The organism is Stenotrophomonas sp. CASM110, assembly GCF_049384345.1.
Lineage (GTDB): Bacteria > Pseudomonadota > Gammaproteobacteria > Xanthomonadales > Xanthomonadaceae > Stenotrophomonas > Stenotrophomonas muris.
The window spans coordinates 65,182-80,642 of record NZ_JBMRGI010000010.1; the positions used below are offsets into that span (position 1 = coordinate 65,182).

Annotated in this window: 16 protein-coding genes; 14 read left to right on the forward strand and 2 right to left on the reverse strand. The window is 68.5% G+C overall.

Annotated features, from left to right (window positions below):
* Positions 1 to 24: 24 nt before the first annotated feature.
* Together VG561_RS10940 and VG561_RS10945 are read right to left on the reverse strand one after the other, a co-directional pair.
* Complete coding sequence (locus VG561_RS10940) at positions 25 to 339, reverse strand: AzlD family protein (RefSeq protein WP_014647378.1); 315 nt, start codon at positions 337 to 339, stop codon at positions 25 to 27.
* Complete coding sequence (locus VG561_RS10945; protein WP_423179582.1) at positions 336 to 1,067, reverse strand: AzlC family ABC transporter permease; 732 nt, start codon at positions 1,065 to 1,067, stop codon at positions 336 to 338. Before VG561_RS10945 ends, VG561_RS10940 begins: the two co-directional genes overlap by 4 nt.
* Before the next feature lie 127 nt (positions 1,068 to 1,194).
* Here VG561_RS10945 and VG561_RS10950 point away from each other — a divergent pair, with 127 nt between their 5' ends.
* The 14 genes from VG561_RS10950 (at position 1,195) to VG561_RS11015 (ending at position 15,359) form a co-directional block, all read left to right on the forward strand.
* Positions 1,195 to 1,659, forward strand: coding sequence for an Lrp/AsnC family transcriptional regulator (locus tag VG561_RS10950; RefSeq protein ID WP_262093821.1), 465 nt, complete (start codon positions 1,195 to 1,197; stop codon positions 1,657 to 1,659).
* 526 nt (positions 1,660 to 2,185) lie between these two features.
* Positions 2,186 to 2,866: a TonB-dependent receptor gene (locus VG561_RS10955; RefSeq protein WP_423179583.1), complete on the forward strand. Its 681-nt coding sequence runs from the start codon at positions 2,186 to 2,188 to the stop codon at positions 2,864 to 2,866.
* A 16-nt stretch (positions 2,867 to 2,882) separates the two neighbouring features.
* Positions 2,883 to 3,413 (forward strand): RNA polymerase sigma factor, encoded by a 531-nt coding sequence (locus VG561_RS10960; protein WP_032961748.1) that lies wholly within the window; start codon positions 2,883 to 2,885, stop codon positions 3,411 to 3,413.
* Positions 3,414 to 3,482: 69 nt separating this feature from the next.
* Positions 3,483 to 4,463 (forward strand): DUF4880 domain-containing protein, encoded by a 981-nt coding sequence (locus VG561_RS10965; RefSeq protein ID WP_262093823.1) that lies wholly within the window; start codon positions 3,483 to 3,485, stop codon positions 4,461 to 4,463.
* Between the two features lie 58 nt (positions 4,464 to 4,521).
* The gene (locus VG561_RS10970; RefSeq protein WP_262093824.1) at positions 4,522 to 5,073 is read left to right on the forward strand and encodes a hypothetical protein; all 552 of its coding nucleotides are present in this window, start codon (positions 4,522 to 4,524) and stop codon (positions 5,071 to 5,073) included.
* A gap of 144 nt (positions 5,074 to 5,217) precedes the next feature.
* Positions 5,218 to 5,775 carry a hypothetical protein gene (locus VG561_RS10975; protein ID WP_014647372.1) on the forward strand — a complete coding sequence of 186 codons (558 nt, stop codon included), beginning with the start codon at positions 5,218 to 5,220 and terminating at the stop codon, positions 5,773 to 5,775.
* A 57-nt stretch (positions 5,776 to 5,832) separates the two neighbouring features.
* A complete protein-coding gene (gspG, locus tag VG561_RS10980; RefSeq protein ID WP_046430971.1) occupies positions 5,833 to 6,270 on the forward strand; it encodes a type II secretion system major pseudopilin GspG in 438 nt (145 codons plus the stop codon).
* A gap of 9 nt (positions 6,271 to 6,279) precedes the next feature.
* Positions 6,280 to 7,185 (forward strand): type II secretion system minor pseudopilin GspK, encoded by a 906-nt coding sequence (gene gspK / locus VG561_RS10985; RefSeq protein WP_262093826.1) that lies wholly within the window; start codon positions 6,280 to 6,282, stop codon positions 7,183 to 7,185.
* A complete protein-coding gene (gene gspL, locus VG561_RS10990) occupies positions 7,182 to 8,345 on the forward strand; it encodes a type II secretion system protein GspL (protein ID WP_262093827.1) in 1,164 nt (387 codons plus the stop codon). The genes gspK and gspL overlap by 4 nt, the downstream gene beginning before the upstream one ends.
* A complete protein-coding gene (gene gspM, locus VG561_RS10995; protein ID WP_032961733.1) occupies positions 8,342 to 8,869 on the forward strand; it encodes a type II secretion system protein GspM in 528 nt (175 codons plus the stop codon). Before gspL ends, gspM begins: the two co-directional genes overlap by 4 nt.
* Positions 8,866 to 11,247 carry a type II secretion system secretin GspD gene (gene gspD / locus VG561_RS11000; protein ID WP_262093829.1) on the forward strand — a complete coding sequence of 794 codons (2,382 nt, stop codon included), beginning with the start codon at positions 8,866 to 8,868 and terminating at the stop codon, positions 11,245 to 11,247. The genes gspM and gspD overlap by 4 nt, the downstream gene beginning before the upstream one ends.
* Complete coding sequence (gene gspE, locus VG561_RS11005) at positions 11,244 to 12,677, forward strand: type II secretion system ATPase GspE (protein WP_075075770.1); 1,434 nt, start codon at positions 11,244 to 11,246, stop codon at positions 12,675 to 12,677. The genes gspD and gspE overlap by 4 nt, the downstream gene beginning before the upstream one ends.
* A gap of 7 nt (positions 12,678 to 12,684) precedes the next feature.
* A complete protein-coding gene (gene gspF, locus VG561_RS11010) occupies positions 12,685 to 13,884 on the forward strand; it encodes a type II secretion system inner membrane protein GspF (protein WP_046430964.1) in 1,200 nt (399 codons plus the stop codon).
* A 299-nt stretch (positions 13,885 to 14,183) separates the two neighbouring features.
* Complete coding sequence (locus tag VG561_RS11015) at positions 14,184 to 15,359, forward strand: substrate-binding domain-containing protein (protein WP_069116561.1); 1,176 nt, start codon at positions 14,184 to 14,186, stop codon at positions 15,357 to 15,359.
* Positions 15,360 to 15,461 lie beyond the last annotated feature (102 nt).

Sequence of the window (15,461 nt, forward strand, 5' to 3'; positions counted from 1 at the left end):
GGGCCTTTGCCCGGCGCACCGCAGTCAGCCCATCAGGTAGCGCAGCAGCCCGGCCGAGGCCACGCCGATCAGCACCGTCGGCAGCATCGACAGCCGCGTGGCGGCCAGCAGGGTGATCGCCAGCGCGGCCAGGTCGGCGGGCTTGTCGGCGACGAAATCCGGAGCGATCACCGAGATCAGCACGCAGCCCGGCGCGGCTTCCATCACCGTCACCGCGCGCTTGCCCAGCGTGCGGTTGCGCAGCGCGAGGAAGCCGACGATGCGCGTCAGGTAGGTGGCGGCGGCCATCAGCACGATGGTCAGCACCGAGGACCAGTGGATCAGGCCGTTGAAGATCATGCTGCGTCCTCCGCCAGCAGCCAGGCGGCGGCCAGGCCGGCCAATGCGCCGCTGGCCACGTACCACGCACCTGGGATCAGCAGATAGGTGCCGGCGGCCACGACCAGGCTGACCAGCCACGGGCGCGTGGCCTTCATGCCCTGCCACATGCCGCGCAGCAGCACCAGGAACACGGCGGGGAAGGCCATGTCGAAGCCGTAGGCGTGGATGTCGCCCAGCAGCGGCCCGACGATCGCACCCAGCGCGGTGCAGGCCACCCAGACGGTGTAGAGGCCCGCGGAGACGCCCAGGTAATAGGCCAGGCTGAAGCCGAGCGCACGGCGGCGCGCATCGGCCACGCCCATCGCCCAGCTTTCGTCACACATGAAGAACAGGGCCGGCAGCACCCGGCGGCGCGGCAGGTGCTGCAGCAGTGGGGCCAGGCTGGCGCCCATCAGCAGATGGCGGCTGTTGACCAGTGCGGTGATCGCCACGATCAGTGCGATGTGCGGTGGCGAGGTCCACAGTTCGACGGCGGCGAACTCCGAGCCGCCAGCGAAGTTGAGGCCCGTCATCAGTGGTACTTCCAGTGCGCTCAGGCCCTTCTGCGCGGCCTGCGCGCCGAGCACCAGGGCGAAGGGAATGAAACCGATCATCACCGGCACGGCGGCGCGCAGGCCGCGCAGGAATTCGGCACGCGGCGCGGTATCGCAGGTGTCGGGCAGGGGGAGGGTGGTACGGGCGTCCATGGAACGGCACAACGAGGTGGGGGTGGCCCATGCTAGCGGTCCGATCGCGAAATCGGGTTGCGTTGATGCCACTGGATTCTGGATCATTGATATTTCATGCGGCCAAAAGTGACAAGGGCGAAATCCCATGCAGTATCAGCTCGACAACCTCGATCGGCGTATCCTCGACGCCCTGCAGCGCGACGGCCGCCTGCAGAACCTGGAGCTTGCCCGGCTGGTCGGGCTGTCGCCGTCGGCCTGCCTGCGTCGGGTGCGGCTGCTGGAGGAAGGCGGCTACATCGACCGCTACGTGGCCTTGTTGAACGAGGCCAAGGTGGGCCGTGGCTTCACGGTATTCGTCCGCGTGTGGCTGCGCGGGCAGGACGAGGACACCACCAATTACTTCATCAACAGCATCAAGTCGTTCCCGGAAGTGCTTGAATGCCATCTGATGGCCGGTGACTGCGATTTCCTGCTGCGGGTGGCGGTGGCCGATCTTGATGCCTACCGTCAGTTCCAGATGCAGCACCTGAACCGGATTGCCGGCGTGCAGAACACCAAGACCGAGATTCCGATGCAGCGGATCAAGCAGACGACCCGGCTGCCGCTGTGAAGGGCGGGGGTTTCCGCCCGGGTGGCGCCCGGCACCCGCAGGTAGTGCCGGCCGCTGGCCGGCAACCCCAGAAGCAACAGCCGAAGCAACAGCGTGCATTCCGTTGGATGGCGGGGTGGGTCCGGTTGCAGGGGACGCCGTAAACCCTTCCATGGGGGCTTGGCCGCGGCATCCATGCCGCGGACACCCCTGCAACCAGACCCGCCCCGCCTTCGACAGTTCCCCGCAATCTGCCGGAACGGCATGAACTGCTCTTGGTGGGTGTCGACCTTGGTCGACACGTTTGGACCGGCACGGGGTCGGATCCCGTTGCTGCGCAACGGGCTCTGACCCCAGGCGTGGATGAGGTGGTCTGTTCGATTTATTGATTCCTGATGGGTGACTGGCTTCACGTCGGCCGTAGGCGGCGGTCATCGCAATGACATGTGGCCCCGCTACGGTTTGAGCCCGCTTGCGGGTCGCGCGCGGGCCGGGGTTCCGGTCGTGGTGCGCGTCCACTGCAGCTGCTGTCGCTGCCGAGGGTCATGTGTTCTACGTCAGGGGGCTGAATGGACACCATGCGGTCAGAACTTGGAAGGTGGCCATCGTCGCGTGGCTGCTGCTGTCCTTTGCCGCTGCCGCACAGGACGGAGTTCATGCCTACGACATCCCTGCGCAGCCGCTGGAACAGGCGGTCGAGCGCTTCAGCGTCATCAGCGGGTGGTCGGTGATGTACCCGGGCGACCTTGCCGCCGGGCGCAGCAGCTATCCGCTGCACGCCAACCTGCCGCCGCTGCCGGCACTGCAGGTGCTGTTGCAGGACTCCGGTGTCGAGGCCGAGGTGATCGGCGAGCAGCGTGTCGTGCTGCGCCGGGGCACGCCCTTGGCGACCGGCCCCGATGTTGGCGCTGAACTCCCTGAGGCCGAGCGTCGGCGTCGCTACGGTGGCCTGCAGCAGCGGCTGCGTGCGGCGTTCTGTGACGGCCCGGAGATCGCGCCCGGCCGCTACGCCGCGACGCTGCGCTTCCGCATCGACGGTGCGGGCCGGGTGAGCGAGCCCGAGCTGCTGTCCGGCAGTGGCAGTGCCCGCCGCGATGCACGCCTGCTGCAGGCGCTGCAGGGCCTGGTGCTGGCGACCGAGGCCGCCGCGCTGGCGCAGCCGGTGACCCTGCAGATACGTCCTTCCGGCACCGACCACGACTGTGGTGGGCGCGCGCCCCTTCCATGACTTCAAGGATTCGAACATGAGCAACGGTACGGCTGGCGCAGTTGACCTGATGGACCACCTTCTGGGGGCTTACGACGAGCTGAAGCGCCGGTTGGTGCGCAAGCTGGGATCGGAGGAGCTGGCCGGCGACGCGCTGCAGGACACCTGGATGCGCCTGAGTGCGCGCCGTGACCGCCTGGACGCCGTGCAGAACCCTGCGGCCTACCTGCTGCGCATGGCGATGAATACCGTGATCGACCGCCAACGTGCCGACCATCGCCTGCTGAGCCTGGAAGAGGTGGAGACGCTGATGGACATGGCCGACCCTGCACCTGGGCCGGCGCAGGCGGCCGAACTGGACTTCGCGCTGGAGGACATGGTGGGCCTGCTGCAGCGCATGCCCGAGCGGCGTCGCCGCATCCTGCTGGCAATCCGCGTCGATGGCCTGCAGCAGCGTGACGTCGCCGATCACCTCGGCGTGTCGCTGCGGCTGGTGCAGCGTGAGCTGAAGGCGGCCCAGGACTACCTGGCAGAGCGCAGCGGGCAGGGGCGCCAGGTGCGGTTCTGAGCGGCGGCAACCGTCTACACTTTGACGCCGAGCAGAACCCCGCAGCGTGCGGGTCCGGCATGAGCCCCCATGGATCCTGACGATCGCCCGCAACGCCCGCTGGATGCCGTCGAGCGCCAGGCGCACGCGTGGGTGGTGCGGCTGACCTCGGGCGAGGCTACTGCGGCCGACGGGCGCAGCTTCCGCGCGTGGTGCGAGGCTGATCCCCGTCATCGCGAAGCATTCGGCCGTGCGCGCCGGCAATGGGAGCAGGTACGCCTGGCCGGCGAGCAGCTGCCTGCCGCTGCACGCCAACCGGCCGTGCCGACGCCGACCCAGCGCTGGAGCCGGCGTGCCTTCCTGGGTGCCGCGATTGCCGCCCCGGCCAGCCTGGCAGTGGTGGCGGCGATCCGTCCGCCGCTGGGGCTGTGGCCCTCGGTGACGGCGATGACGGCCGACTTCCACACCGGTACCGGTGAACGGCTGCAGATCGCACCTTCGCCACAGCTGAAGATCGAGCTGGATACGCAGAGCAGCCTGCGCCGCCGTGCGGACACGGAGGGCGAAGGCTTCGAGCTGGTGCAGGGCCAGGCCGCGATCGAGACCCGGGCCGGTCTGCGCCTGGCCCTGTTCGCAGGGGCGGGCTGCGTGATTGCCGATGAAGGGGCGGTGCGCCTGGACGTGCGCAACACCCACGGCCAGGTACGGGTGACCTGCCTGCAGGGCAGCGCCCGGATCGAGCACCCGCAGGGCCGCCTGCAGCTGCAGGCGGGCCAGCAGACCCGGTACGACGAGCGCCTCAGTGGCGTGGTGGCCGAAGCCGTGGCCTCGGAAGTGAGTGCCTGGACCGAAGGCATGCTGGTGTTCCGCCGGGCGCCGCTGCGCGAGGTGGTGGAGGAGATCAACCGCTACCGCCGCGGCAAGGTGCTGCTGGGTGAATCGGCATTGGCGCGCGCCCCGGTCAGCGGCCGCTTCCGCATCGATGATCCGGATGCGGCGCTGGAGCAGCTGCGACTGACGATGTCGCTGGATCTGCGTCGCTTTCCAGGTGGCATTGCCGTCCTTGGTTAGGTGAAGACGCTGGCCGTGCGCGCCGCGCAGGGCTGTTGCAAGCAAGGAGACGCCAAGGATGCGCAACGAGACCATCGGTGTGCTGGATCTGCGCCGCAATCTGTCGGCGTTGCTGGAAACCACCCAGCGACGGCCGTTGATGGTGCACCGCTACGGCTCGCCATGGGTATGCGTGGTATCGGACGCACAGTGGCAGCAACAGGCCGTGCTGCTGGACTTCGATCCGCAGTCGCACCCGTTGGCGATGCTGTTGCGCCTGCAGCAGCAGGTGCTGCCGCTGGCTGAAACCGGTGTGTTGCCGCCTGCGGCGCTGGCACGCGCACTGCTGCTGATGGACATGCATGGCATCAAGGATCTCGCGCAGCTGCACGAGCAGGTGCTGCACCATCGGCTGTGGCACTGGTTCGTGGCGGGCACCCGCGGGCTGATGGACGGCTGGCAGCTGCCGGCGGTGCGCATTGCGATGGCGTCGTGGTGCGATGACGTGGACATGACAGACGCGCTGGTCGCGTTCGCCGCGCGCAGCGACGTTGCGGTACTGGCCCGCCGCTGCGGGGGTGACGCACCGCGCCTGCAGCGCGAAGCCTGCAGGCGGATGACGCTGCGATGACGTTGCCGATGAAGCACCACCCAGCGCACAGAGCGGCATTCGCGCTGTCGCTTCACCTGCGTTGCTGACGTCTTCTCCAGAGTACGACGCACCACGCGTCGCGGAGCACGGGCGACGCAGATGGCAGACAGTCGCAGGATCAGCATGCTGGAGCTGGATCGCCACCTGAGCCGGTCGCTGGAGCAGGCGCGGCACACGCCGTTGAATGTGCAACGCTACGGGCACTCGTGGGTCTGGGTGCTGTCCAGTGATGCCTGGGCCGATGCCGCGCGCTGGGCGGCACTGGACAGCAGCGCGCATCCATTGGCGGCGCTGCGGCGCGCCCTTGATCTGCAGCTGCGGCCGTGGTCCGAAGCAGCCATGAACGCGCTGCCGCTTGACGCAGGCGATGCGCGGCTGCTGCAACGTGCGGCCCTGCTGGTGGTCGTGCGTGATCTCAACAGTGCGCAGCGCGTGTACGACGATCTGCGCTATCACCAGGCCTACCGCACGTTCATCGGCCTCGACCATGGCACCGCGTGGTCGCCGATGCAGTGCGTGCGCCTGTTGCAGGCGTGCGCGCTTCCGCTGCTGCGCGGCTGCATCGACGAAACGCTGTCCAGTGTGCCGCCACACCTGCTCGAGGCGGCACGCGTACCGGCTGCGCCGGCGCCCGCCCAGGCACATGCGCAGCGAATTGCCGGCGGATGTTTATCGTACTGACACATGCACCGCTGACCATGGCGCAGCGGTCTCTTCCAGGATGACGAGGGCGGAACAATGGCAAGGCAGGTGGGTGGTCGCAGGGCTCGGCAGCAGGGTTTCAGCCTGATCGAGATCATGGTGGTGGTGGTGATCATCGGCATTCTCGCGGCATTGATCGTGCCGCGCTTGATGGACCGTCCCGACCAGGCGCGCGTGGTGGCAGCGCGCCAGGACATCGCGGCGCTGATGCAGGCGCTGAAGTTGTTCAAGCTGGACAATGGTCGCTATCCCAGCGCCGAGCAGGGCCTGCAGGCGCTGGTGAAGCCGCCGCAGGGCAGTGGCGCGATGCCGGTCACGCCCTATCTGGATCGCCTGCCGAACGACCCGTGGGGCCATCCGTACCAATATCAGGTGCCTGGCACACATGGCGACATCGATGTGTTCTCGCTGGGTGCGGACAGCAGGCCCGGTGGCGACGCCGGGAACGCGGACATCGGCTCGTGGCAGCTGTGAGGCAGGCCGATGTCAGCCCGGATGCGGTCTGTTTCGAGTGTCCGTCAACGTGGCATGGCGGTGATCGTCGCCCTGCTGGTGGTGGCACTGGTGGCAGTGATTGCCACTGCACTGCTCACCCGGCAGTCGGCCCAGCTGCGCGCGCTGCGTGGTGACCAGCTGCGCGCACAGGTACGCATGGCCGTGGACGCAACGCTGGAACGTGCGGCGCAGCAGCTGCGCGAGGACGCAAAGGAACAGCTGACCACGGTGCGCAGCGGGCGCTGGGCGCGCCCATTGGAGCTGCAGGTGCCGTTGCCGGTCCAGCTGCAGCTGGTCGATGCGCAGTCGATGTTCAACCTGCGCAATCTGCTTGCGCATGGCAGGCCGGACCCCGAGGCGCGGCGCGCGTTCATCGCGTTGTGTGCCGGGCAGGGGCTGGGCCAGGGCGCCTGCACATCCGCCGCGGATCACATCCAGGCGCGCCTGCGCGATGGCGACATGCAGGCGCAGGCGCCGCTGCCGCGCGAATCACTGATCGAACAGGTGCTGCCGGGTGCCGATCCGGTGGCGTTGCAGGCGCTGGCGCGACGCACCGTGGTGTTGCCGGCACAGACCCTGGTCAACGCCAACACCAGCGACCTGCGCGTTCTGCAGGCGGTGACGCCTGCGGTCGAGCCGGCACGGCTGCAGGCGCTGCTCGGTGAGCGCGACGCTGGCCATTGGCTGCTCAATCGCGGCGACATCGCCAACCGACTCCAACTGAGCAACGAACAGATGGCGGTACTTCCCTTGGGTATCCATAGCGAGTGGTTCCTGGCCGTCGGCCAGGTGCAGGCTGACGGCAGCGCGGTTGATTTCCGCGCGCTGCTCTGGCGCGAGTACCGCGACGATGGCGTGCGTGTGCAGCGCGTGTGGACGAGGATCGGCGCATGAACGCGCAGCTTCGGGTGCGCCTGCCGACGCTTGAGGGTCTGCACGCCGACAGCGCGGTGGACTGGGCGCAGCTGCACAGGGGCGAGGTGCTGGCCCACGGTTGCGCCACGCTGGCGGCGCTGGGCCTGCGGCATCCGCGGGCTGCGGTGCATGCCTGCCTCGATCCGGGCGACCTGATCCTGCTGGAACTGCAGCTGCCACCGTTGTCCGGGCGCCGCCTGCAGTTGGCGTTGCAGGGTGAGGTGGAGGCAATGTTGCTGGATGACCTGCAGGACGTCGCGCTGGCCCACGGTGCGCAGGCGGCTGACGGCACGGTTCCGGTGGCCTGGCTCGGCCAGCAGGCGGTCCTGCAGGCGCAGCAGTTGCTGGCCTCGTGCGGACTGCAGCTGCAGGCACTCCATCCGACGCCCCTGCTGCTGCCCTGGCAGGACGGACAGGCCACGCTGCAGGTCAGCGGCGAGCACCTGCTGGTGCGAAGCGGGCGCGATCGGGGCTTCGTCCAGTGGTATGGCGGACGTGATGCGTGTGCAGTCATGCAGGCGCTGGCCGTTCGCCTGCCACAGGCCGGCGTGCAGGCCGTGCAATGGATCGGCAGCGTACCGCCGGCGTGGCCGGACAGCCTGCCGGCCACCGCCGTCATGAAGGAACGGCAGGCATGTGGCCCTCTGCCGGGGTGGTCACTGCCGCTGCCCGGTGCGGATCGGCAAGCGCCACGCCTGGCAATCGGCCTCGCGTTGGCGGCAGTGCTGCTGGCCGCGCTCGGCCTGCAGCTGCAGGTCTGGCGTTGGCGGATCGAGGGCGAGGCGCTGCAACAGGACATGGCGCGGCAGTTCAGCGCACGCTTCCCGGAAATCACCGATGTGGTGGATCCGGTGCTGCAGGCAAGGCGTGCTCTGGCGGTGCCGCCACCGGCGCCACCGTTGCCGCCGTTGCAACGGCAGGTAGCCAGCACGCTGCTGGCGGTTCCGGAACTGGCCGGGCAGGTGCGCAGCCTGCATTACCAGCCCGGCCAGCTCGACATGGAGCTGGATGCCGATGCCCAGGCATTGGCCGACGATCCGCAGCGGCTTGAGCACTGGCAGCAGGCGCTGCAGGTGCAGGGCCTGCTGCTGGCGCGCGACGCCGGTGGGCGCCTGCGGGTGAGCGGAGCGGGACAGTGACGGCCCGCACCCTGCGGCTGGGCGGGGGGCTGGCCGGCCTGCAGCAGCGCTGGCAACGCCTGCCACCGCGCGACCGGCGGATGCTGTGGGTGATGGTGGTGGCGCTGCTGGTGGCGGGCCTGTGGTCGTTGTGGCTGGAGCCACTGCTGAAGCAGCGCACGCACTGGCAGGCCGAGCTACCGCGGCTGCAGGCGCAGTGGCGCGCACTGGCACCGCTGCTGCGCGTCCGTGAGCGCCAGCAGCTGGCGCAGGGCCAGCATCCGACACTGGCCGGGCTGCGCGATGGAATCAAGACCGCCGGCCTTGCCGACGGCCTGCATATCGAAGCGCGCGACGGGCGCTGGCACCTGCAGGTGCAGGCGGTGCCCGCCGATGCGCTATGGAACTGGCTGCTGCCGCTGCTGGCCGACCCCGCCATCGAGCTGCAGCAGCTGCAACTGACACGCACAGGGGACGCGAACATGCCGGCGGCACGGATTTCCGGAAACATCGTGATGGTGGCCACTGCGGGTGCCCATCCATGAGGGCGATGCGCAGCCTTGCCTGCAGTACTGCATTGGCCCTGATCGGGGGCATGGCCCACGTGCCGGCGCCGGTGGCAGCGCAGGACACACGCGATGAGCCGCTGCAGCTGAACCTGGTGGATACCGATATCGGTGGCGTGCTGCGGATGGCGGCACGGTTCACCGGCCGCCAGTTCCTGGTCGACCCACGGGTGACCGGCAAGATGACGGTGGTCTCCGATGGCCCGGTCAGCCGTACCCAGGCCTATCAGCTGCTGCTGGGCGCGCTGCGCATGCGCGGCTTCGCCGTGGTCGAGAATGGCGGCGTCAGCCGGGTGGTGCCGCAGGCCGACGCCAAGCTGCTCGGTGGCCGGGTGGGCAGTGGCGGTGCAGGAGGCGAGGTCGCCACGCGCACCTTTCCGCTGCGCTACGAGAACGCCGCCGCGCTGGTGGCGGTGCTGCGGCCGATGATCAGCCCGGACAATCCGATCACGGCGAACCCGGGCAACAACACCCTGGTGATCACCGACTATGCCGACAACCTGGAGCGCATCGCGCGGGTGATCGCCAGCGTCGACACGCCGGCCGGCATGGACACCGATGTGGTGAAGCTGCAGCAGGGCATCGCCGTAGACGTCGCGGCGATGGTCGCGCCGCTGCTGGATGCGCAGGGCGCAGAGCCCAGCCAGAAGGTGGTGGTGATGGCCGACCCGCGCAGCAACAGCGTGCTGCTGCGTTCCAGCAGTCCCGGGCGCACCCGTCTGGCCCGGCAGCTGGTGGAGAAGCTGGACCGCGCGCAGGACGAGTCCGGCAACCTGCATGTGGTCTACCTGCGCAATGCCCAGGCCAATCAGCTCGCCGGCGTGCTGCGCGGCGTGGTTGCGGGGCAGAGCGATGCGCCGGCAGTGGGCAGCAATGAAGGCATCACGCCACTGCCTGGCGATGCAAGCCGTTCCGCACCGGCGCAGCCGTCGCAGCCACAACAGGCCAGGGCCGGCAGCAATGCGCTGGAATCGCAGCGGCTGGATCCGAACCGCCGCGACCCGATCGACGCCGGGAGCACCGGCTTCAGCCAGAACGGCATTTCGGTACAGGCGGACGTGGCCACCAACACGCTGTTGATCTCGGCGCCGGAACCGGTGTACCGCAACCTGCGCCGGGTGATCGACCAGCTTGACCAGCGCCGTGCACAGGTGCTGGTGGAAAGCCTGATCGTGGAGGTCAACCAGACCGACGCGGCCGAACTGGGCGTGCAGTGGATGCTGGGCAATGGCCGCACCTTCGGCGGCACCCACTTCGGCGGCACCAGCGGTGGCAGCGGGCTGAACACCACCGCGCGCACCACCCTGGACGTGCTGCCCAAGGATGGCCTGAAGATCGGGGTGATCGACGGCACGATCAACCTGCCCGGCGTCGGCCAGATCCTCAACATGAAGGCGCTGGCCAACGCGCTGCAGAGCAAGGGCGGTGCCAACATCCTGTCCACGCCGAACCTGATGACGCTGGACAACGAGGCGGCCAGCATCATGGTCGGGCAGACCGTGCCGTTTGTGAGCGGCCGCTACGTGACCGACGGTGGCGGCGGCAGCAACAATCCATTCCAGACCATCGTGCGCGAGGACGTGGGCCTGAAGCTGCGGGTACGCCCGCAGATTTCCGAGGGCGGCACGGTGAAGCTGGACATCTACCAGGAAGTCAGCAGCATCGATGCGCAGAGCGCGAACAGCACGGCCGGCATCATCACCAACAAGCGCGCACTGGATACCAGCGTGCTGCTGGACGATGGCCAGATCATGGTGCTGGGTGGCCTGCTGGAAGACAGCGTCAGCCATGGCCGTGACGCGGTGCCGGGGTTGGGGAAGATTCCGGTGCTGGGTGCCTTGTTCCGCAGCGACACACGCAAGCGCGCCAAGACCAACCTGATGGTGTTCCTGCGTCCGCACGTGGTGCGTGACCCGGCCGCCGGCCAGCGCCTGACCCGCGACCGCTATGACTACATGCGCAACGCGCAGGCTGGCGCGCAACCGGTGCAGAGCTGGGCATTGCCGGCGCTGTCGGCACCGCAGCTGCCGCCGCAGGACCTGTCTGTACTCGGCCAGGGCAACGCGCGCGATGGCCAGGGCCAGCCGCTGCAGAACACCAGCCTGGCAGCGTTGTATCCGGCCGGTGACGGCGATGCGCAGCTGGTGCAGTTCGCACAGGGGCTGGACCCGACCCGTGCCCGCCAGGGCGTGGCGCAGGTGCGGGCGCTGGGCCTGCAGGCCTATGCCGAGGCGACGCCGGGCGAGAGTGGCCAGCGCCTGCGGGTGCGGCTGCCGCGCGACCCGGCGACGCTGGATCCGGCACTGCAGCAACTGCGCGGGCTGGGCTACACGCCGGAACTGGTGATCGGACCGTGAGCGCCGCCGCGCCACTGCCGTACGCCTGGGTGCGCAGCCATGGGGTGATGCTGTCCGAGGTTGGCGGTGAGCCTGTGCTGCTGGGTACCGTCGATACCGCAGCGTGGGCTGTGGCCGAACTGCGCCGCCGGCATGGACCGTTGCCCTTCCAGGCACTGGATGCCGCGACGTGGCAGCAGCGGTTGGCTGAGCAGTATCGTGACGGCGGCGACGCCGCTGCCGTGGTCGGTGCCGCCGAGAGCGAAGTCGATCTGGACCGGCTGATGCAGGACATGCCGGAAGTCACCGATCTGCTGGACGCGCAGGATGATGCGCCGGTGATCCGCATGATCAACGCGCTGCTGGCGCAGGCCGCACGTGATGGCGCCAGCGATCTGCACATCGAGCCGTTCGAGACCCATTCGGTGGTGCGCTACCGGGTGGACGGCACGCTGCGCGACATGGTGCAGCCACGGCGCGCACTGCACGCAGCGCTCGTATCGCGCATCAAGATCATGGCCCACCTGGACATCGCCGAGAAGCGCCTGCCGCAGGACGGGCGCATCGCGATCCGCGTGGGTGGGCGTCCGCTGGATATCCGAGTCTCCACGGTGCCGACCGGGCATGGCGAGCGCGCCGTGCTGCGACTGCTGGAGAAGGATGCCGGCCGTCTGCAGCTGCAGCGCCTTGGCATGGCCGATGACACCCTGGCCACGTTCACTGGATTGATCCGGCAGCCGCATGGCATCGTGCTGGTCACCGGCCCGACCGGTAGTGGCAAGACCACCTCGCTGTACGCCGCGTTGGGCCAGCTCGACAGCAGCACCAGCAACATCCTCACCGTGGAGGACCCGGTGGAGTACGACTTCGCCGGCATCGGCCAGATCCAAGTGAACGCGCGCATCGGCATGAGCTTCGGCACCGCGCTGCGCGCGATCCTGCGCCAGGACCCGGACACCATCATGATCGGCGAGATCCGCGACCTGGAGACCGCACAGATTGCGGTGCAGTCGTCGCTGACCGGCCATGGCGTGCTGGCGTCCCTGCATACCAACGACGCGATCTCGGCAGTGACGCGCCTGGCCGATATGGGCGTGGAACCGTTCCTGCTGGCCTCGTCGCTGCGCGGTGTGCTGGCGCAGCGGCTGGTGCGGCGGCTGTGCACCCAATGCCGGCGTGCCGAGGTGGATGGGGACGGCCGTACCGTATGGCGCGCGGTGGGTTGCGCGGCCTGTGCCAACAGCGGCTACCGGGGGCGTACCGGCATCCACGAGTTGTTCGTGGTGGACGATCGCGTGCGTACGCTGATCCATGAAGGGCAGGGTGAACCTGCACTGCGCGAGGCGGCGCGGCGTGCCGGCATGCGGACCTTGCGTCAGGACGGCCAGCGTTGGATCGACAGCGGGGTGACCACGCTGGAAGAGATCCTGCGCGTCACCGGCGACGACTGAGGCTTGCATGGCGCTGTTCGACTACCAGGCCGCCAACGCGCAGGGCCGCATCGAGAAGGGCCAGCTGGACGCTGACAGCCCGCGCGGTGCGCGACAGGTGCTGCGCGGTCGTGGGCTGACACCCGTGCAGGTCAGCGTGGCGCGCAGTGCCGGCAGTGGCTGGGCTGCCCGGCGGCTGTCTGCCAGCGAGCTGGCCTGGGCCACGCGCCAGCTGGCCAGCCTGCTGGCCGCCAGCCTGCCGTTGGAAGGCGCCTTGAGTGCGGTGATCGAGCAGGCCGAACGCCCGCACGTGGCCCAGGCGCTCACCGCAGTACGCGCCGACGTGCGTGCCGGCCAGCGCCTGACCGTGGCGCTGGCAGCGCGGCCGCGCGATTTTCCGCCGATCTATCGGGCGCTGGTGGGCGCTGGTGAAGACTCTGGTGACCTGGCACGGGTGATGGAGCGCCTGGCCGACTACATCGAAGAACGCAATGCGCTGCAGGCCAAGGTACTGACCGCCTTCATCTATCCGGCGGCGATCAGCCTGGTGTCGGTGGCGATCGTGATCTTCCTGCTCAGCTATGTGGTGCCGCAGGTGGTGACCGCGTTCGTTCAGGCACGGCAGACGCTGCCGATGCTGACCCAGGTGATGCTGGCCGCCAGCGCGTTCGTGCGCAGCTGGGGTGCGTGGGCAGGGCTGGGCATGGCTGCGCTGGTGGTGGCCTGGCGGCTGGCATTGCGGCGGCCGGAACTGCGCCTGCGCTGGGACGCGATGCTGCTGCGGGTGCCGATGGTCGGGCGCTTCGTGCTGGGTGTGAACAGTGCGCGCTTTGCCTCGACGCTGGCGATCCTGCTGGACGCCGGTGTGCCGCTGCTGCGTGCGCTCGAAGCGGCGCGGCAGACGCTTGGCAATGCGTTGCTGGCGCGCTGTGCCGATGATGTGGCTGCTCGCGTACGCGAAGGTGCGGCACTGGGTGCTGCGTTGAAGGTACAGAAGGTCTATCCGCCGATCCTGGTGCATCTGGTGGCCAGCGGCGAGAAGACCGGTTCGCTGGCGCCACTGCTCGAACGCGCCGCGCAGACGATCTCGCGCGAGATCGAGCGCCGCGCGATGGCGCTGACCGCACTGCTGGAACCGACCATGATCCTGGTGATGGGCGGCGTGGTGTTGACGATCGTGCTGGCAGTGCTGATGCCGATCATGGAAATGAACCAGCTGGTGCAGTGATGCGCAACGCGCATCACGGGTGGAGTCGACTGCTTCCAAGCACACTTCGACAGGACCAGCGCTCCGTGCACCAGGCGACGAACAGTCGACTCTACCCGGTCGCCGTCTTCGATTCTCCACACAATCCTCCACACCTTTTTCCGATCTTCCACAGGTTTCTTAAGCGGCCTGTCATCGGCGCGGACCAGCATGGACACGTCGCCGCAGAGTGGGCTGGGAGGCCCTCGGCGGCAGCAGGCGTGTAGTGACCGTTCCTCCCTTGGTGTTTCCCTTCGCAGTAAACCCTTCAGGAGAAGATCATGAACAAGTACAAGACCCTGGCCGCGCTGGTTGCCACCGCGCTGCTCGCTACCGTGGGCGCCGCCTCGGCGCAGACCGTGACCGGCGGCGGTGCCTCGTTGCCGGCCGACCTCTACAAGGGTTCGTCCGACAGCATCCTGCCGGCGAACTTCAGCTACGCCGTGACCGGTTCGGGCACCGGCAAGAAGGCCTTCCTGGAAAACAACTCGCTGCTGTTCTCGACCACCGGCACCGTGCACTTCGCCGGCAGCGATTCGGTACTGAGCGGCACCGAGCTGAACACCTACACCACCAACTTCAACCAGCCGACCAATGCCAACCGCTACGGCGCGCTGATCCAGGTGCCGTCGGTGGCCACCTCGGTCACCATCCCGTTCAACAAGGCCGGTTCGGCGGTGAACCTGAGCGTGGCGCAGATCTGCGGCGTGTTCTCGGGTGCGATCAGCGACTGGTCGACCATCGATGCCAACCGCAGCGGCCCGATCCAGGTGGTGTACCGCACGGAAAGCAGCGGCACCAGCGAAATGTTCAGCCGCTTCCTGACCGCGGCCTGTGCCGCTGAGAACGCTGAAACCTCGAAGCTGGTGGGCGGCAAGTTCGCCATCAAGTCGACCTTCGCCGACCTGTACAAGCGCGATGCCAACGGCAACCTGCCGGCGTTCCTGGTGGCCGCCCCGGCCACCGGCGGCACCTCGCTGTACAACGCTGTCTACGCGGCTGAAGGCCGTATCGGCTACGTTGGCCCGGACGTGATTCCGAACCTGACCGATGCGACCAAGGTCGCCAAGGTCAAGGGCTTCTCGCCGGACCAGGTGAGCGTGCAGGCCACCCTGGACACCGTCGCTCCGCCGACCGGCACGGATGCAGAGAACCCCGCCAACTGGGTGCCGGTATTCGGCAACCCGTCGGCCGGCTATCCGATCGCCGGCTACACCAACCTGGTGATCGGCCAGTGCTACAAGGATTCGAGCGTCGCCACCAGCCTGCGCGGCTTCCTGGCCCGCCACTATCCGGCGACCTACACCGTCGCGTATGAGAAGTCGATCACCGACCACGGCTTCATCCCGCTGACCAAGGTTTGGCGCGATGCGATCCGCAACCGCTTCGTGCTGGCCAGCAGCACTGCCGGCCTGAACAACCCCAGCACCTGCGCCGGCATCGGCCGTCCGCTGTAATCCGCAGCACGGGTTGAATCCTGCTTGACCCGACGCCGGCCTCTGGGCCGGCGTCGCCATTTCCGCGACGGTGCCGCCGTTGCAGCGTTTGGCTGTCGGCTT